The sequence below is a fragment of the Chromobacterium sp. FG22 genome (assembly GCF_057809415.1).
Genome location: NZ_JBMDJX010000013.1, coordinates 19059 through 36612 on the forward strand (window position 1 = coordinate 19059; position 17554 = coordinate 36612).

Annotated in this window: 20 protein-coding genes; 5 read left to right on the forward strand and 15 right to left on the reverse strand. The window is 62.5% G+C overall.

The features are described 5' to 3' along the window. Window positions 1-2 precede the first annotated feature (2 nt). The 6 genes from ACODSD_RS13960 to ACODSD_RS13985 form a co-directional block, all read right to left on the reverse strand. A complete protein-coding gene (locus ACODSD_RS13960; protein WP_107799805.1) occupies window positions 3-1100 on the reverse strand; it encodes an ABC transporter ATP-binding protein in 1098 nt (365 codons plus the stop codon). Between the two features lie 21 nt (window positions 1101-1121). Then, the gene (locus tag ACODSD_RS13965) at window positions 1122-1805 is read right to left on the reverse strand and encodes an HAD family hydrolase (protein ID WP_488877626.1); all 684 of its coding nucleotides are present in this window, start codon (window positions 1803-1805) and stop codon (window positions 1122-1124) included. Further along, window positions 1802-2626 (reverse strand): carbohydrate ABC transporter permease, encoded by an 825-nt coding sequence (locus ACODSD_RS13970; RefSeq protein ID WP_488877627.1) that lies wholly within the window; start codon window positions 2624-2626, stop codon window positions 1802-1804. Before ACODSD_RS13970 ends, ACODSD_RS13965 begins: the two co-directional genes overlap by 4 nt. Beyond that, window positions 2623-3555, reverse strand: a complete 933-nt coding sequence (locus ACODSD_RS13975; RefSeq protein WP_488877628.1) for a carbohydrate ABC transporter permease — start codon at window positions 3553-3555, stop codon at window positions 2623-2625. The genes ACODSD_RS13970 and ACODSD_RS13975 overlap by 4 nt, the downstream gene beginning before the upstream one ends. Before the next feature lie 79 nt (window positions 3556-3634). Continuing rightward, entirely contained in the window at window positions 3635-4942 is a 1308-nt protein-coding gene (locus ACODSD_RS13980; RefSeq protein WP_227104109.1) for an ABC transporter substrate-binding protein, read from the reverse strand. Window positions 4943-5225: 283 nt separating this feature from the next. Continuing rightward, complete coding sequence (locus ACODSD_RS13985) at window positions 5226-6002, reverse strand: L-iditol 2-dehydrogenase (RefSeq protein WP_019102568.1); 777 nt, start codon at window positions 6000-6002, stop codon at window positions 5226-5228. A 249-nt stretch (window positions 6003-6251) separates the two neighbouring features. On the opposite strand from ACODSD_RS13985, the gene ACODSD_RS13990 reads away from it, so the two are divergent. From ACODSD_RS13990 to ACODSD_RS14000, 3 genes are all read left to right on the forward strand, one after another. Continuing rightward, the gene (locus tag ACODSD_RS13990) at window positions 6252-6491 is read left to right on the forward strand and encodes a ribbon-helix-helix domain-containing protein (RefSeq protein WP_107799802.1); all 240 of its coding nucleotides are present in this window, start codon (window positions 6252-6254) and stop codon (window positions 6489-6491) included. 11 nt (window positions 6492-6502) lie between these two features. Beyond that, on the forward strand, window positions 6503-6919 hold the full coding sequence (locus ACODSD_RS13995; RefSeq protein WP_488877629.1) for a putative toxin-antitoxin system toxin component, PIN family: 417 nt from the start codon (window positions 6503-6505) through the stop codon (window positions 6917-6919). A 161-nt stretch (window positions 6920-7080) separates the two neighbouring features. Then, on the forward strand, window positions 7081-8028 hold the full coding sequence (locus ACODSD_RS14000) for a sugar-binding transcriptional regulator (RefSeq protein ID WP_474454000.1): 948 nt from the start codon (window positions 7081-7083) through the stop codon (window positions 8026-8028). A 335-nt stretch (window positions 8029-8363) separates the two neighbouring features. Here ACODSD_RS14000 and ACODSD_RS14005 read toward each other — a convergent pair whose 3' ends face one another. After that, window positions 8364-8705, reverse strand: a complete 342-nt coding sequence (locus tag ACODSD_RS14005) for a hypothetical protein (RefSeq protein ID WP_107799799.1) — start codon at window positions 8703-8705, stop codon at window positions 8364-8366. Window positions 8706-9082: 377 nt separating this feature from the next. On the opposite strand from ACODSD_RS14005, the gene ACODSD_RS14010 reads away from it, so the two are divergent. Both ACODSD_RS14010 and ACODSD_RS14015 read left to right on the forward strand, forming a co-directional pair. Further along, window positions 9083-9724, forward strand: coding sequence for a S24 family peptidase (locus ACODSD_RS14010; protein ID WP_235087642.1), 642 nt, complete (start codon window positions 9083-9085; stop codon window positions 9722-9724). Between the two features lie 155 nt (window positions 9725-9879). Continuing rightward, the gene (locus ACODSD_RS14015; RefSeq protein ID WP_488877630.1) at window positions 9880-10233 is read left to right on the forward strand and encodes a VOC family protein; all 354 of its coding nucleotides are present in this window, start codon (window positions 9880-9882) and stop codon (window positions 10231-10233) included. A gap of 215 nt (window positions 10234-10448) precedes the next feature. Here the strand turns inward: ACODSD_RS14015 and ACODSD_RS14020 are convergent, their stop codons facing one another. The 8 genes from ACODSD_RS14020 to ACODSD_RS14055 form a co-directional block, all read right to left on the reverse strand. Further along, entirely contained in the window at window positions 10449-10976 is a 528-nt protein-coding gene (locus ACODSD_RS14020; protein ID WP_227104103.1) for a toxin-antitoxin system YwqK family antitoxin, read from the reverse strand. Window positions 10977-10980: 4 nt separating this feature from the next. Then, window positions 10981-12987 (reverse strand): type VI secretion system Vgr family protein, encoded by a 2007-nt coding sequence (locus ACODSD_RS14025; protein ID WP_488877631.1) that lies wholly within the window; start codon window positions 12985-12987, stop codon window positions 10981-10983. Window positions 12988-13201: 214 nt separating this feature from the next. Continuing rightward, window positions 13202-13783, reverse strand: coding sequence for a hypothetical protein (locus ACODSD_RS14030; RefSeq protein WP_156183856.1), 582 nt, complete (start codon window positions 13781-13783; stop codon window positions 13202-13204). Window positions 13784-13874: 91 nt separating this feature from the next. Continuing rightward, window positions 13875-14543: an endonuclease/exonuclease/phosphatase family protein gene (locus ACODSD_RS14035; protein WP_107799793.1), complete on the reverse strand. Its 669-nt coding sequence runs from the start codon at window positions 14541-14543 to the stop codon at window positions 13875-13877. A 410-nt stretch (window positions 14544-14953) separates the two neighbouring features. Next, entirely contained in the window at window positions 14954-15910 is a 957-nt protein-coding gene (locus tag ACODSD_RS14040; RefSeq protein ID WP_488877632.1) for a hypothetical protein, read from the reverse strand. Between the two features lie 96 nt (window positions 15911-16006). Continuing rightward, window positions 16007-16177: a hypothetical protein gene (locus tag ACODSD_RS14045; protein WP_158274300.1), complete on the reverse strand. Its 171-nt coding sequence runs from the start codon at window positions 16175-16177 to the stop codon at window positions 16007-16009. Window positions 16178-16435: 258 nt separating this feature from the next. Further along, window positions 16436-16888, reverse strand: coding sequence for a hypothetical protein (locus ACODSD_RS14050; RefSeq protein WP_486635506.1), 453 nt, complete (start codon window positions 16886-16888; stop codon window positions 16436-16438). Between the two features lie 218 nt (window positions 16889-17106). Continuing rightward, entirely contained in the window at window positions 17107-17550 is a 444-nt protein-coding gene (locus ACODSD_RS14055) for a hypothetical protein (RefSeq protein ID WP_146176658.1), read from the reverse strand. Window positions 17551-17554: the final 4 nt, after the last annotated feature.

Consider the following 17554-nt stretch of genomic DNA (forward strand, 5'->3'; position numbering starts at 1 on the left):
GTTTAGCGCGGCAGGCGCGGCAGGGCCAGGCCGTCCTCGCGGAACAGGTGGCAGTGTCGCGGCAGGGCGCTGAAGCCGGTTTCGTCGCCGGCGGCGAAGTCCTGCGCGTCCGAGATCCGGCTGATCAGCGGCTCGTCGGCGTCCGGCGCCTCGGCGTACAGATAGGCGCAGTCGCCCAGGCTTTCCACCGCGGCCACGCGGGCGCGCAGCGCCGCTGGCCCGGGGGCCGGTTGCAGGTGTTCCGGGCGGACGCCTACGGCGACGGCGTCGCCGGGCTTCAGGTCTTGCGCCGTCACCGCCGCCAGCAGCTCGCCGCCGCCGTCCAGACGCACGGCCACGCCTGCCGGCTGGATGCTCAACACGCGGCCCGGCAGAAAATTCATCCGCGGCGAGCCGATGAAGCCGGCGACGAAACGGTTGGCCGGATGGTGGTAGAGCGCGCGCGGCGCGCCCACTTGTTCGACGCGGCCGGCCGACAGCACCACGATCTTGTCCGCCAGCGTCATCGCCTCCACCTGATCGTGGGTCACGTAGATCATGGTGGTTTTCAGTTGCTGGTGCAGGCGGGCGAACTCCAGCCGCATTTTGACCCGCAGCGCCGCGTCCAGATTGGACAGCGGCTCGTCGAACAAGAACACCTTGGGTTGGCGGGTGATGGCGCGGCCTATGGCCACCCGTTGGCGCTGGCCGCCGGACAGAGCCTTGGGCTTGCGCTCCAGCAGGTGGTCGATGTGCAGGATGGCGGCGGCGCGGCGCACCGCGGCGTCGATCTCGGCGCGGCTCTTGCCGGCCAGTTTGAGGCCGAAGGCCATATTGTCGTACAAGCTCATATGCGGGTAGAGCGCGTAGGACTGGAACACCATGGCGATGCCGCGCTTGGCCGCCGGCACCTCGTTCATGCGTTCGCCGCCTATCTCCAGCTCGCCGTCGCTGATCTCCTCCAGGCCGGCGATCATGCGCAGCAGCGTGGACTTGCCGCAGCCGGACGGGCCGACGAAGACGACGAATTCGCCGTCGTCGATGTGCAGTTGAATGTCGGACATCACTTCCGGACCGTCGCCGTAGCGTTTGCCGACATGGCGCAATTGGACGCTTGCCATGCGTTTTCTCCTTTCAGTATTTCAGAACGGACGGGCTTGCAGCCGGCGCACCAGCTCCGGCAGCCGCCGCATATCGTCGAAGACCAGGCCGGCCCCGGCGGCCAGCAGCCGCTCCGCGTGGCCGGCGGCGATGTGGCCGGCGCCGGCGAAGCCCAGCACGCGCAGGCCGGCGGCGCGGGCGGCGGTGACGCCGGTGACGCTGTCCTCCAGCGCCAGGCAGCGATCCGGCGCGGCGCGCAGCGAGCGGCAGGCCGCCAGGTAGACATCCGGCGCCGGCTTGGCCGCGCCCACCTCGTCGGCGCAATGCACGCGGCCCTGGAACAAGGGCCACAGCCCGGTGCGGCGCAACGCCGCGCGCACCCGCGCCCCGGCGCTGTTGCTGGCCACCGCCTTGGGCAAGGGGATGGCGCGCAAGGCGGCGGCCACGCCGGGCACGGCCCGCAGCCGCGCCGCCACCTCGGCGTCCACCGCCCGGCGGATGCGCGCGATCTCGTCCGGCGTCAGCGGCAAGGGGTGCTGGCGGGCGATGTCGGTCAACAGCGCTTCCAGCGTCATGCCCAGCCGCGGCTGGATCACCGCGGCCGCGTCCACGCCGGACGGCAGGCGCGCCGCCAGCTGCGTTTGCAGCGCGCGCTGGGCGGCGGCCTCGCTGTCCAGCAGCACCCCGTCGCAATCGCAGACCAGATGGGCGACGGCGGCGCTCATTTGACCGCTCCGAAGGTGAGGCCGCGCACCAGCTGCTTTTGCGTCAGCCAGCCCAGCGCCAGGATGGGCGCCACCGCCAGCAGCGAGGCGGCGGACAGCTTGGCCCAGAACAGGCCCTCCGGGCTGGAGTAGGAGGCGATGAACACCGTCAGCGGCGCGGCGTGGGCGCTGGACAGATTGATGCTCCAGAACGCCTCGTTCCAGCTCAGAATCAGCAGCAGCAAGCTGGTGGACGCCAGGCCGGGCAGGGCCATCGGCAGCAGCATATGCGTGATTTCCTGCCACAGGCCGGCGCCGTCCATGCGCGCCGCTTCCAGGATTTCGCGCGGCACTTCGCAGAAATAGGTGTAGGCCATCCACACCGCGATCGGCAGATTGGCCAGCGCGTAGACCAGCGCCAGCCCGGTCACGGTATCCAGCAGGCCGCCCTGTTTCAGCAGCAGATAGACCGGCAGCAGCACGCCCACCGAAGGCAGCATCTTGGTGGACAGCATCCACAACAGCAGCGGCTGCGCGCGCGCGCCGGGATGGAAGGCCAGGCTATAGGCGGCCGGTACCGCCAGCAGCAGGCTGAGCGCGGTGGCGCCGAAGGACACGGCGACGGAATGGCCGGCAAAGGCCAGGTAGTCGCTGCGGGCGAACACCTCGCGGAAGCTGTCCAGCGTGGGCTGGAACCACAGGCTGAGCTGGTAGGCCTGGGCCTCGGTCTTGAAGGCGGTCAGCAGCATCCACAGGATGGGGAAGAACAGCAGCAGGGCGATCAGCCAGGCCGCGGCGGAGGTGGCGGCGTAGCGCCAGGACAGCGTCGCTTTCGCGTTCATGTTTGTCGTTCCTCCTTGAAGTTCTGCGCCAGCATGCGGATCAGGAACACCGCCACGATATTGGCCAGCACCACCGCCAGCACGCCGCCGGTGGACGCCAGGCCGACATCGAATTGCTGCAAGCCCACCGCGTAGATCAAAAAGGACAGCGTGGTGGTGGCGGTGCCGGGGCCGCCGCCGGTGGTGGCGTAGATTTCCGCGAACACCGATAGCAAAAAGATGGTTTCAATCATCACCACCACGCCGATGGGCCGCCTCAGATGCGGCAGGACGATGTGGAAGAACATGGCCAGCGGGCCGGCGCCGTCGATCTGGGCGGCTTCCTTCTGCTCCGGGTCCAGCGACTGGATGGCGGTGAGCAGGATCAGGAAGGCGAAGGGCAGCCATTGCCAGCTGACGATCAGGATGAGAGAGAACATCGGGTACTGGCCCAGCCAGTCCACCGGCGGCAGGCCCAGCGCTTGCGCGGCGGCGGCGAACAGGCCGTAGACCGGGTGCAGCAGCATGTTCTTCCAGATCAGCGCGCCCACGGTGGGCATCACGAAGAATGGCGCGATGGCCAGCAGCCGGGCCGGGCCGCGGCCGAAGCAGGGCTGGTCGAACAGCACCGCCATCAGCACGCCGCCGACGACGGAGATCAGCAGCACCGCGCCGGTCAGCAGCAAGGTGTTGGCGATGGAGGGGACAAAGGCCGGATCGCTCCACAGGAAGCGGTAATTGTCCAGGCCGGCGAAGCCGGATTCGTCCGGGCTCAGCAGGCTGTAGCGGTTGACCGAGAAATACAGGGTCATCGCCAGCGGCACCAGCGACCACAGCAACAGACTGAGCACCGCCGGGGCCAGCAGCCAGCGCTGTACGCCGCCGCGGCGCGGCCTGGGCGGCGGGGCCGCGCCGGCGGCGGCGCGCAAAGTGTGAGCGGGAGAGGGCATGGGTTTTCCTCCGGACCGCCGCGACGGCGGTCGTGGGTGGATGGGAGCGGCGAAGCGCTGGGAGCAGACTCCGTAGGTTCTACGGCTTCTGATAACCGCCTTGCCGCACCGCCCGGTCCGCCGCCGCCTGGCCGGCTTTCAGCGCCGCGTCCACGCTGCTTTGACCTGCCAACGCGCCGGAAACGGCCTGGCCCACCACGGTGCCGAAGGACTGGAACTCCGGGATGCCGACATACTGGATGCCGGTATAGGGCACTTTTTTCAGCGCCGGCTCATTGGGGTTGGCCTGCTGGATCGCCGCCAGCACGAATTTGGCGAAGGGCGCGGCCTTCTGGTATTCCGGCTGCTGGTAAGTGGACAGGCGGGTGCCGGGCGGCACCGAGGTCCAGCCCTGATCCTTGGCCACCAGCCGGATGTAGTCCTTGGAGGTGGCCCATTGCGCAAACTGCTTGGCCGCCGCCTGCTGGCGCGAGGACTTGGGCACCGCCAGCGCCCAGGACCACAGCCAGCTGGAGCCCTTGGGCGTCACCCCCGTCGGCGCTTGGGCGAAGCCCACCTTGTCCGCCACCTGGGATTCCTTGGGGTTGAACAAGAGTCCGGCGGCCACGGTGGCGTCTATCCAGATGCCGCATTTGCCGCTGGCGAACAGGGTCAGGTTCTCGTTGAAGCCGTTGGTGCTGGCGCCGGGCGGGCCGTAGCGGCGCATCAGGTCCACGTAGAAGTTCAGCGACTGCTTCCACTCCGGGCTGTCTATCGTCGGCCGCCATTGCTCGTCGAACCAGCGGCCGCCGTTGGTGTGGATCAGGGTGGACAGATAGGCCATGTTCTCGCCCCAGCCGGCCTTGCCGCGCAGGCAGATGCCGTACACCCCGCCTTTTTCCTTCAGCGTTTTGGCGAAGCCGGCGATCTGCTGGTAAGTGGGCCGCTCCGGCATGTTCAGCCCCAGTTTGGCGAACAAGTCCTTGCGGTAATAGGTCATCGAGCTTTCCACGTAGAAGGGCAGCGCGTACAGCTGGCCCTTGTAGGACAGCGCGTCGCGCGCGGTCTTGACCACATCGGCCAGCTCATAGCCGGGCGCCAGTTGATCCATGGGCTGCAACCAGCCTTTTTGGGCCCAGATCGGCGCTTCGTAGGTGCCTATCGTCATCAGATCGAATTTGCCGCTCTTGGTGGCGATGTCGGTGGTGACGCGCTGGCGCAGCATGTTTTCCTCCAGCACCACCCAGTTGAGCTTGATGCCGGGGTTTTGCGCCTCGAAGGCCGGGGACAGCTTTTTCAGCGTGATCATGTCCGGGTTGTTCAGCGTGGCGATGGTGAGGGTGGCGGCGTGGGCGGAGCCGGCCAGCAGCAGGGTGGCGGCCAGCGGGAAGCGGCAGGGTCTGGTCATGGCGTTTCTCCTTGCTTGAAGCGTTGAGGACAAAGCTGGTGCGGCCGGCTTGCCGGGCGCGATGCGGCGGCGGCTCGGGCCCGCTCGGGGCGGTGTCTGCGGTTCTGGATCGGGTATTGAGGCGTGAATCAGGGCGGCTTAGAACGTGTTTGCGATCTCGCTAGCTAAGGCGAGACAAGGCGTTGCGGCTGAGAAAGCGGCGTGTACATACGGTACATGAGCATTTCTAAGCGGTACTCACCGTGTCACGTCTCACGACGCGCAGCAGATCGTAAACAGGTTCTCAGCTCATCCAGTTGCCGCCGTCCACGTTCAGCGTCTGGGCGGTGATGTAGTCCGCGTCGGCGGAGGCGAGAAACACCGCCGCGCCGCATAAATCCTCCGGCCTGCCCATGCGGCCCAGCGGCACCGCCGCGCCCACCCGCCGTTTTTTCTCGCCGGGGCCAAGGCTCTCGTAAAGGGCGAACTGCGCGTCCACCTGATCCCACATCGGCGTGTCCACCACGCCGGGCGCGATGGCGTTGACGTTGATGCCGTGCGGCGCCAGCGCCAGGGCGGCGGACTGGGTGTAGCTGATCACCGCCGCCTTGCTGGCGCAGTAATGGGCCACCAGCGCCTCGCCGCGGCGGCCGGCCTGGGACGACAGATTGATGATCTTGCCGCCCTCGCCCTGGGCCGCCATTTGCCGCGCCGCCGCCTGCATCAGGAAGAACATGCCCTTGACGTTGACGGCGAACAGCCGCTCATAGCTGTCCCAGCTGGCTTCCAGCAGCGGGGCCAGGTCGAACAGCGCCGCGTTGTTGTAGAGGATGTCCACGCGGCCGAAGCGCTCGATCGCGGCGCGGACGATGTGTTCGATATCGTCGCGCTTGCCGATGTCGGCGGCCAGCAAGGCCGTGTTGTCCGCGTCCGCCCCGCCGGCCAGCGCCAGCAGTTCCGGGCTCAGCCGCAGGTCCACCAGCAGGCAGCGCGCGCCTTCGGCCAGATAGCGGCGCGCCACCGCCAGCCCGATGCCGCCGGCCGCGCCGGTGACGATGGCCACCTTGTGTTTCAACTTCATGCTTTCTCCTCCAAAGATTATTTTTGAGCATTTGCTCTTGTTGTGGGCAAATATTCGATAAAATGGAGAAGGCTGTCAAGCGCAGAGGGCGAAAAAGAAGTGCTGCATAGCAGCATGATTTTTAAGAAAAACTTGCCGCCCGTGACGACGGCGGGGCCGGTTCCGGCGTGGCATGGCTTGTCATTGCGGCGCTATGCCGCTTGGCGTATAAACACCTATGTGTATAAACGCCTTGTGGAGGATGTCATCATGAACACCGTTCGCTGGAATATCGCCGTGTCGCCGGAGGTGGATCAGTCCGTGCGCATGTTCATCGCCGCGCAAGGAGGCGGCCGCAAGGGCGATTTGTCGCGTTTCATCGAGGAGGCCGTGCGCGCCTACTTGCTGGAGAGCGCCGCCAAGCAGGCCAAGAGCGCCGCGGCCGGCATGAGCGAAACGGAGCTGAGCGAGCTGATAGACGAAGCGGTGCAATGGGCGCGTGAAGACTGATGCGGGTCATCTTGGACACCAATGTGCTGCTGGGCGCGTTGATTGCGCCAAGCGGTCCGGCGGATGTCATCTATCGCGCCTGGCGCGCTTCGCGCTTCGAATTGCTGACCTCCGCGGCGCAACTCGATGAGCTGCGCCGCGCCAGCCGTTACCCCAAGCTCAGGGCCATCCTGCCCGCGCATCGCGTTGGCACCATGGTTAACAATTTGCAGCGCGCCATCGTATTGGACGTTTTGCCGCCGCTGCCGCCTGGGGTGGAGGCGACGGATCCGAACGACGTTTTCCTGCTGGCGATGGCCTTGGCGGGCGAGGCGGACTATCTGGTGACGGGGGACCGCCGCGCCGGCTTGCTGCAACGCGGCAGCATCGGCCGCGCGCGCATCGTCACCCCGGCCATTTTCTGTTCTGATAACCGGTTCACGATCTAGCGAGCAAGAGGAACCGCGCTGAGAAAGCGGAATGTACTCGTGATACATGAGCATTTCGAAGTGGTGCTCGCCGTGTGACGTCTCACGATGCGTCGCAGATTGTGAACAGGCTCTGAGCTGCTTTGACGCAGCGACAAGGATTGGTAAGCGAGGAGGGTGTTTTGTCCAAACAGCAGGAAAAGCTGGACCAGGCGGCGCGGGCCGCCTGGCTGTATTACGTGGCGGGCAAGACCCAGAACGAGATCGCCGAGCAGCTACAAGTGTCGCGCCAGGTGGCGCAGCGGCTGGTGGCGGCGGCGGTGGACCAGGGCCTGGTCAAGGTGACGGTGACGCATCCGGTGGCGGCCTGTCTGGAATTGGCGGAAGCCTTGCGCCGGCGTTTCGGCCTGCAACTGTGCGAGGTGGTGCCGGCCGACGCAGACACGCCGGCGGAACTGCGCAAGAAGCTGGCGGTGGCCGGCGCGCGCGTGTTCGAGCGCTATTTGCAGCAGCCGCGCCCGCTGGTGGCGGCGCTGGGCTCCGGCCGCACGCTCAAGGCCGTGATCGACGAACTGGGCGACATCCACAGCCCGCAGCACCGGCTGGTGTCGCTGATCGGCACCATCGCCCACGACGGCTGCTCCAACCGCTACGATGTGGCGCTGCCGGCGGCGCAGAAAACCCAAAGCCGTTACTACCTGCTGCCGGCGCCCTTGTACGCCGACAGCGCCGACGACCGCGCGCAATGGTGCCACCACCGGCTGTACCGCGCGGTGGAAGCGCTGGGCGCGGAGGCCGACGTGGCCTTCATCGGCATCGGCGCCATTGAACCGGGCTGCCCCTTGCAGGAGGACGGCTTTCTGGATCAGGAGGAGATTGCCGGGCTGATGGCGCGCCAGGCGGTGGCGGAGCTGCTGGGCCGGCCGATGGACAGCGCCGGCCGGCTGGTAGGCGAAGCGGTGCAGCAGCGGGTGACCAGCCTGGCCTTGCGGCAGCGGCCGGCCAAGCCGGTGATCGCCTTCGCCGGCGGCGAGGGCAAGGCGGCGGCCATCCTGGCGGCGCTGCGCGGAGAATGGCTGTCCGGCCTGGTCACCGACGAGGCCTGCGCGCGCAAGATGCTGGAAGGATGAGGCCAGCGGCCTCTAAGAAGCTGTTTACGATCTGCTGCGCTTCGTGGAGCGTTGCACGGTGAGTACACGCTCAAAATGCTTTGTGCCACGTGTACATTCCGCTTTTTCGCTTGTTTTCGCCTTATCTCGCCCTGGCTCGCGAGACTTTGAGCTGGCTCTGAAAGGTGGCGCGCATGAGCGCGGGCGGGCTCGGAACCGGCTCGTCTCTCTTGCGCAGCGTGAGCCGCGGCGCGGCGAGCGCGGCTTCTAAAACGCATGGGCGCCGTTTGCGCTGGCCGCCGTCTCGGCCGCAAGCGCCAGTCTCGCGCTGGCTGGCGCGACGGTCACGCCGCCGCTCAGGAGGTCACCGCCTCCAGCTTGGCCGCCGCCAGCTGCAAACGTTGCTGCAGCGGCTCCAGCAAGGCCCACAGCGCCTTGCCGCGCAGTTGCGCGTTTTCGGTGTGGCGCAGCATCAGCAGCAGCGCGCTCAGCGCCTCGCAGCACTGGCGCAGCTCGTCCGCGATATCGTCGTAATGCTCGCAGCAGCGGGACAGATAGGCGAGCTCGAGATCGATGGCGGCGAGGGCGGGGTTGTCGGCGCGCTGCGCGTGCAATTGCTGCACGGTCTTGATCAGGCGGGCGAGCGGCTTGGCCGGCGGCGGCTTGGCGAATCGGGCGAGGAGGGTGCGTATCGGCATGGCTGCTCCTAAAGGGGGCCAGCGGCGCGGCCGGCTTGCCGCCGGCGCGCCGGCCGGGGCTGGACCGGCCGGATTCGCGCTTTCCAGAGGGCGGGCTTAGAATGCACGAATCGTGTCGGCGCCTGGTTTGGCCTTGACGCAAGCGCGGCCTGGCGGATGGCCGCCGGGCCTGGGCCGGCTCAGCCTTGACGGCGTCGGCCGCTTCTTGTCATCGGCATGGAAACATCTGACCACGATTGAGGTTTATTGCAAATGCGAGCGTGGTCCGTCATGCGGGAAAATAAATATATTCAATAAAGTCAATGCATTGCATGGACCGCGAATGTTGTTTTTCCGTCTATCAGCTGGGTCCGTTGTTGAATCTGAGGGGGTGGGCAGTGGAATCTCTTGGCAAACGACTGAGGTTTATCCGCGATACGGTGCTGAAAGAAGCGCGCGACGTCACCGCGCAGAAACTGGGCATCTCGCTGGTGTCGCTGCAAAACTACGAAGGCGGCGCGCGCCAGCCGTCCGCCGTGCTGGTGGCCAAGTTTTCGCGTTTGACCGGCGTGCGGGCGGATTGGCTGCTGTTCGGCGAGGGCGAGGCCTTGCCGGGCGAGGCCGGTCCGCGGACCGGCGAGACGGCGGAGCGCTATGCGCCGCAGGGCGCGCATGTGGAGGTGCCGTGTTACGGCGCCGGCGCGGCCTTGCCGCTGGCGCAGGGCTGGCTGGCGTCCCGGCTCAAGCTGCCGGCCGAGCAGCTGGCGGTGGTGGCGGTGGCCGGCGACGCGATGGCCGGGGTGTTGAACGACGGCGATCTGGCCCTGGTCAACCGGGCGGAGACGCAGCCGGGCAGCGGCTTGTACGCGCTGGAGCTGAACGGCGAGGTGGTGGTGCGCCGGGCGCAGCGGCTGCCGGGCGGCAAGCTGGGGCTGTCCAGCGCCAATGAGGCTTATCCGCCGTTTGAGGTGGACCTGGCCGCGCCGCCGGCGGATTTCTCGGTGTTGGGACGGGTGGTGTGGCTGGGGCGGCAGGTGTAGCGCTCGCCTGTTCATGGTCTTTGCTGACGGGAAGTCTTGTTCAAAGCCTTGAATCCGCTGCGTGGCTAGGCAGCATTTCACGCACTGAAGAAATCGTAATGTGAGCCTACAAGTTTAAAAAACGGATATTTTTATTTGCGAAGGAGAATAAGGAAATGTCGAATAACAATTTTACGAGTGTAGTCTCCGTTCTTCACGTGAATGATTTTGACGGAGCCGTTGAATGGTACGCCACATGGCTTGGGCGCAAGCCAGATGTGACCCCTTATGAGGGCGTCGCCGAATGGCAGCTGGCGAAAAATGCTTGGATTCAAGTTTCGCTGGCTCCTGACCCTAGCCTTGCGGGTAAATCATCTGTGGTATGCGGTGTCCACGATATCGAAACACAGAGGGCCGTTTGTCAAGACGCTGGTATTGCCGCTAGCGAAACACAGGACCTAGGATTCATAAAGCTTGCGCAAGTGAGCGATCCAGCCGGAAACACGGTGATGTTCGTTCAAGAAATGTAGAGCCGTCCTGATTGTCGAAAGACGTGAAACTGACAATGTTAGCCGCTCTTAGAACGTGTTTACGATCTCGCGAGCAAGAGCGAGACAAGGCGAAAACGAGCGAAAAAGCGGAATGTACACGTGGTACATGAGCATTTTGAGCTTGTTTTTAACGCCCATTTCTATCCATCCCGCCGATGCGCAGCAGATCGTAAACAGGTTCTTAGGCCCCGCGCTCACCCCATCATCTTTCTCCACCACCAGCGCCAGCGCGCCATCGGCTTGCCGTCCGCGTTCAGCGGCCGGCCGTCGTCGGCGAAGCGTTCCGGCGGCCCCAGCGGCTTGCCCTCGACAAAATTCTGCCGTTCCGCCAGCGCGCCGTTGGGGTGGTAGCGCTGTTGCAGGCCGTGCTTGAGGCCGTTGCGGTAGACCGCCAGCTCCGCCGCCTGGCCGTTGGGAAACAGGGTGCGGGTTTCGCCGTGCGGCAGGCCGTGGCGGTAATGGGCCTGGCGTTGCAGCGCGCCCTCCGGCGACCAGTACTGCGCCGCGCCGTGCAGCTGGCCGCGCTGGTAATGCAGCTGGGCCGAGGGCTGGCCGCCGGGGTGCAGCAGGGTGGCCGGGCCGTGCAACTGGCCATCCTGGTAGTGGAAGCGCGCCAGCGGCGCGCCGGCCTGATCGATGCGCGCCGGGCCTTGCAGCTTGCCGTCGGCCAGCTGGCCGACGAAGCGCTGCTGGTCTTGCTGGAGGTCTATCGGTTCCGCCATCGCGTCAGTTCTGCTGGATCAGCCCGCCCTTGAGGGTGAGCATGCCGCCGCCGTCCACGGTCTGGCTGGCGCTGGCTTTGTTGGTCAGCGACACCCCGGCGTCGTTGGTCAGGGTGGTGCCGGCTTTATTGGTCAGCTCGGTGCCCGCCTGGTTGGTGAGCCCGGTGCCGGCCTTATTGGTCAGGCTGGTGCCGGCCTGGGCGGTGTAGGCGGCGTCGCTCTTGGCGGTGAAGGCGCCGCCGCTTTGCAGGGTGAGGGTGCCGCTGACCTTGATGGTGAGGTTGCCGTCCACGGTCAGCGTGTAGTTGCCGCTGACCTTGTGTTCGTGATTGCCGCCGGTGCTGTGGCTCTGGTCGCCCTCCACCTTGACCGTGCGCTTGCCCTTGACGTTGAGGGTTTCATTGCCGGTTTTCACTTCCACGGTGCGGTTGCCCTTGTCCACGCTGAGGCTGTCGTTGCCCTCGGTGACGCTGCGCTTGCGCTCGTTCTTCACCACCAGGGTTTCGTCGTGGCCCACGTCGGCGGCCGCGTCGTTGAGCACTTTCACCGTGTAGTCCTTCTGCGCCTGGAAGAACACTTCTTCCTTGTCCTTGCTGTCGTCGAAGCGCAATTCGTTGAAACCGCCGCCGCCTTTTGTCGAGTTGGTCTTGAGGCCGGATTGGGCCTGCTTGGCCGGCAGTTCGTAGGGCAGCGCGTTGTCGCCGTTGTAGACGCAGCCGCTGACCAGCGGCTTGTCCGGGTCGCCGTCGATAAAGCTGACAATCACCTCCTGGCCGATGCGCGGGATGAACTGCATGCCAAAGCCCTTGCCGCTCCATGGCTGCATCACCCGCAGCCAGCAGGAGCTGGATTCGTCGTCCTTGCCGTCGCGGTCCCAGGGGAATTGCACTTTGACGCGGCCGTATTTATCGGTCCAGATCTCCTCGCCGGCCTTGCCCACCACCTTGGCCACCTGCGGGTGCATCACCGGCTTGGGTGTGAGCCGCGGCGGGCGGTAGGGCGTGGCCTTGGGGATGGCAGCGAAGCGGTTGCGGTAATGCTGCTGGCCGGCCTCGTGGCTGACGCGGGTCACCACCCAGGCGATATTGCAGGCCGGGTCCGGGTGGCCGCTCAGGGTGAAGCAGTGGCCGGGAATCAGCCAGCGGCAGTCGCTGTCGCCCACCAGTTCCACTTCCTCGGCGCGCAGACCGTCGCTGCGCTGCTTGGCCAGCGCGTCGCCGTCCGCCTTCTTGGCGTAGCCGCCCGGGTATTGGTAGAGGTTGGGCAGATCGGATTTGGCCAGCGCCTGCGCGTACAGCGAGGCGCTGGCGGTGGTGAATTCGTAATCGCCGGCGCGGTAGCCGCCGGCCACCGCCTGGCGGCTGATGCCGGCGCTGCGCACGCCTTCCAGTTCGCGCCCGCCCAGGTCCTGGCCCAGATAGGGGATCTTGGCGTTATTGGGGCAGTCCGGGAAATGGCTGTTGCCGTCCGCCAGCACCAGGGTGTGCTTGCCGTCGGCGTGGGTGAAGAACCAGAAGATGCCGGCGTCTTCCAGCAGCCGCATCACAAAATTGAGATCGCTCTCGCCAAACTGCACGCAGTATTCGCGCTTGGGATAAGTCGCATCCAGCTTCAGCTGGTAGTCGCTGAAGCCGTGGCCGGCGAATACCGCTTTTACGATGTCCGGCACGCTCTGGTTCTGGAAGATGCGGTTGTTGCCGGCCAGGCTCAGCCACCACAGCCAGGGCCGCAGCGTCACGCTGTAGCGGTCCGCGGTGGCGTCGCCCGGCAATTGGCGTATCGCCGCGCACAGGCCGTCTACGGGCCGGGTCTTGTCGTCGCGGCGCAGGCTCAGCGTCAGGTGGGAAGCCACCGCCTTGTCCAGCGTCAGCGCGCTGTCGCTGAAGCCGGCCAGGGTGAAGCTGCCCAGCGCGTTCAGCGCCTCGTCGCCGGACAGGCTGTCCGGGTACAGCTCTTTCAGCGCGGAGGCGCTGAGCGAGAGCGGGGTGGTTTTGTCGGAGGGGCGGGGCATGACGGTTCTCAAATATTGGGAAATAGAGCATGAGCGGCGCGGCGGGATTGACTCTGCTCCTGCCTGGGCGTCTCTGGCGGCAAGACGGCCAATAGGGCGGCTTGCCGCTGGCCAGGCCGGCTTGAGGCGGTGAATGGGGCGCGGTGTTTCATGTGCACTTCCCCTCTGCCCCCGGCTCGGAGGCTGGCGCGCATCGATGCTTGCGATTGCCGCGTCATACGATATAGGTGGTTTTTAATTTGGATTCGGGAATGACGTACAGGTCTTCGTGCCCCCATATCGAGTCCGGCGCGTCCAGCCCGTCGTACATCCTGACCCATTGCGATAATAAAGGGTAAATGTCGTCGTCTTTCTTCATCTCGCACACTAGCAGGTTGGGATCGTAAAACTGGACTCTGCCCGTCCAGGGAAAATAGACACCCAACGCATGGCCGCTGCCTTTGGAACTGGCGATGATGTAGAGCTTGTATTTGCCTGACCATGGGGTTTTGTCTTTGATGTTTTCCGCGGAGTTTTGCCCGCGCATATTGACGGTTTTCTCCGCTATCGACGCCAGTATTCTGGTGTTGCCGTTATTCAGCTGTTCAAAATGCAATTGGGTGGCCTGTTGTTGCGGACTTAATAGCGATTCGCTAAGGCCGGTGCCGCTTTTCAAGTTGCCGCTCAAGGCGCGAAACCAAGTCAGCACCTGACCGGTGCAGCTGCTGTTGGCATTGCCGGGAAACTTGCCGTCGCCTTCTATCGATGTGACATTCACCAGGCTCTTCAGCAATTCAAATCTCAACCTTAGACTCATCGCTATGCTCCTCAAAGGTGGGCTTAGTATTGCTTTGTCGAATAATCAGTCAGGCCGATGGCGGGGCATGGGCGTCTCGCGGCAGCGGCGCTCAGCTGAGGACGTCGAAGACGATGGGACGATGGTCCGGGCCGCTCATATCGAACGCGTCCGCCCAGCCGCTGATGTCGAAAGGCGCGACTTTGACGTCGACCGAGGCCAGCACCCAATCCAGGATGCCGCCTTTGGCGTGGGTGGCCTGTCCTTGCCAGCATTCATAGGCCACGCCGGGGGTGTCCAGCTCCTCTACACGGGTGTAGTCCAGGTTCAGATCGCCGGTGGCCACCCAGTGTCCGTCCAGGCTGGTGCAGTCCCGCAGCTGGCTCTTGGTCAGCCCGCCCTGGCCGGATTTGAAGTGAGCCAGAAACAAGAGGCCGGTGTAGCCGTTGACGCCTTGGGCCACGACCGCGATCAAGTCCCGGTTCAGGCCTTTCAAGTGTCCCTGGCTGACAACTTCGAGATGTAGCCCTTTTCTGGTTATCACGATGTAGCCGTTGGAGTGTCCGCCGGCAAAGGCGTGGACATCATAGTTTTGATACACGCCGCGTAAATAATCGTAATAGTCGTCCAGCCTGGCGGAGTGCACTTCGCACAGAAACACCACGTCAACGTCCCAGCTGTCGTTGGAGCAGCATTGGTGGATGAAGGTCTCGACCTGCGCCTTTTTATCCAGCGGCGAGGATTCGCCGTTTTTTTCCAGATTGAAGCTGGCTACGCGCATCGTTGCTCCTTGACGGCTCTAAACGTCTGTTCACGATCTTTTCAGGTATTGCCCAATACATTGAATCCGCTATGCGGATGATGGTTTGCATTGCCGGGGCTGCCCGGCGGGCAGGAAGGGGAATTTGCTCGGCCAAATTCCCCTTCACCCCAAAGGCCGCCCTGCAAGCCTGGCCTACGGCTTCCCGTCGGGCCCCGTCAGGCCCGAGGCGCGGCTGAACTCGCCCCGCGCTAACGTCGCGGTGCTCGAACAAGCAGCCGCTTAAGACCTCGGGCCTGCCACCCGACGGCAGGCTTGAAGGGACCTGGGGAGCATCGAATACGCGGTTTCCAGTGCGGCTGGCAAGCCAAGTCGCTTTGATCTTGACCGCGTAGCAGATGGTAAACAGCTTCCAAATTAATGCTGCGGTGTTAGTGCTGCTTGTCTTGGCCCCCGCCATGCGCTCTGGAGTAGGTGCTGAAGGTGCACATGGATAAAGTGTCCCAGATGATTTTAATCAGGGAGGTACAGCAATTGTCATCTTTCTGGTAGTAAGACAGCGAGTCAAAGTCGATATCGAATAAGTCGAATTCGTCACGTTGACTTTTCCCGGCTTGGGAGATTTTATTGGGGGCGTAGCCCAGCAAGTCCGTGCTCAGCAGGCCTTGTTCGCTGAGTTGCGCCAGGGTGTTTTTCTGGATGTTAAAGGCCAGTTTGCTCACCGAGGTAGGCGAATGGCAGCAGCAGATGCAAGCGCATAAGGGCAGCGTGTAGCCGGTGGTCAGCGGCCTATCCCGAGCGTCGGTGATGCCGGCCTCAAGCACCGCCGCCACCACCTCCGCGCAGTTGCCCAGGTTTTTTCCATTATTCTCCGTCATGAATTGGATCATTCTGTCTTGATCCAAGCCCAGCGCCGTCGGCATTTTTTTTAATAGCGGCTTATGCGAGAAGGCCTTTTCATCGCCATGGCTGCCGCCAATGTCAATCAAGACATCATCGCCGCGACGCATGGTCATGGTGGGCGGCTTCATATCCACTACCGAACCCATGCTCTGATGGGCTGGCGGCGGCCTGCCGATGGCGCTGGTTGGCGGGATGCCGATTTCCGGCGGCTTGCTTCTTAGAATGTGCGCCACTTCATTCTTGCTGGGGATGTAAATCACATGCCGGACCCGGATGTGAGCGGCTTTGGTGTTGGTCCAAAACTGGGTGATCTTATCCTTGGCGGTTCTGAGATACATTGTTTGATGGCCGGCGGAGTATTGAAACTGATAGACCTCATGGTTTTGAGTGCTAATGGAAATGAGGCTGTGGTCTTGGCAGTCCCCATTCTTGCAACTGCAAAACATGGTGCCCGAGCCACCACTGAGGGTCATAACGGTAATCATGCGGCCTCCCTGTGTTTGTTTCCAATGAGTTGATACTCTGCCGGTTGCTGCTTAAATCATCGTATCGATTCTAAATTCGTTCCGCTAACTTGCTAACTAGGATAGAAGAGCTTTGTTCTGTGGTAGAGCGCTGTCGCTGAAGCCGGCCAGGGTGAAGTTACCCAGCACATTCAGCGCCTCGTCGCTGGACAGGCTGTCCGGGTAGAGCTCTTTCAGCACGGAGGCGCTGAGCGAGAGCGGGGTGGTTTTGTCGGAGGGGCGGAGCATGGTGGTTTAGTGGATTGCGTTTATTTTATGCGTGAATAGGAAAGCCCAAGGTTATGTCGCTTTTGGATGGTGAATGGTAAACGTTGGGCTTCATTGCATTTAGCCCAACCTACGGCCCTTAGTATTTCCGTAGGCTATAAAAATAAATAAATTGAGTGGGGCGTATTTCAGGTTCTTGGTGGTGAGTATATGTCCGCCTCTAGCACAGGTGCTTCTTTTGTGTTCTATCTTAATTTGAGTTGGCATAGTTGGCTCGTCTTAAATGAAGTCATCGTCACCTAAATTCGAGTTAAGCGATTCTCCGGTTATTTTTTTGTAGACTTCTGCCGCAAAGGTTTGGCAATCTGCTTGGTCGTAGTATGGTCTAGCATTTTTTGTTTCTGAAAATGCAATAAAAACGGTTTTTGTGTTTATTTTTTTGTCGGTTATTTTCTTTTCATGTAGTACATTTTTTGCATATTTCCCTGTATCTATAGCATCTAATTGAAGGGTGTCCTCCCCATTTGTTCTTGATACCCTTATATTTATTGAATTTTCTAGAAAAATCATTAGCTCATGATGAACGCCGGTTGTGTAGGAGTCTCCTCGTAGTTGTATTTTGTTTATGGGCACTTCTTTTATTGCATGGTAGCGTGACTGCTTAGCCTTAAGAAGTGTAGAATTTTTTTCGCGCGTACTACCTATGCCTGAAAAAAAGAAGTCATCATCCATGTTATTCTTTCTAGAAAAATGTTGGTGAATTGTATTTCACTGGTCAGTGTTCGTGGATAAATAAAAAGCCTTCATTGCCCTTGCTGTTTCTATCTAAATAGCCTGTTCTTGATAGTCAAAGGGGCGGGTAGGGTAGCTTTAGTGTCGATAGGGTGAGGCATTGGTTTGTCTCATAAGTGAGAAATATCTATCTGTGCCATCGAGGCCAACTGCACTAGCTACGTAAAGAAAATTGTGTCTTTTTCCGAACGACTAGCATGCATTTGGGGCTTGCTGATCATGAGGCCGTGTATTTTTATAAATGGGGCTCTTCGAAAAATCATTACTCCACTTTCAAATGAGTCTTTTTCGCATGAATAGCACCATGCATCTGCTATCTCGATGCCAATCGTAAGCGGACGACTAAACTGATTCGCCATGTTTGGATTCGTGGTGTATTCAACTATCGCGTTGTCTCCTGTGTGATTCTTCTGCATAAAGTAGATCCAGGCGGAGTCTTGGGAGTAACGGGTTTCGCCATCGGTTCCTTTTTGTACATCACAGGCGTCCTTAGGCGGCTTGGCTGGAACTTCATTGGGTATGGGGGCGAACCCGCCAGCAGTTTTGTAGGTCAGTATTGTCACAGCTTCAGCGTAACTATTCAGTCCTCTGAGTAAGTTCATGTGC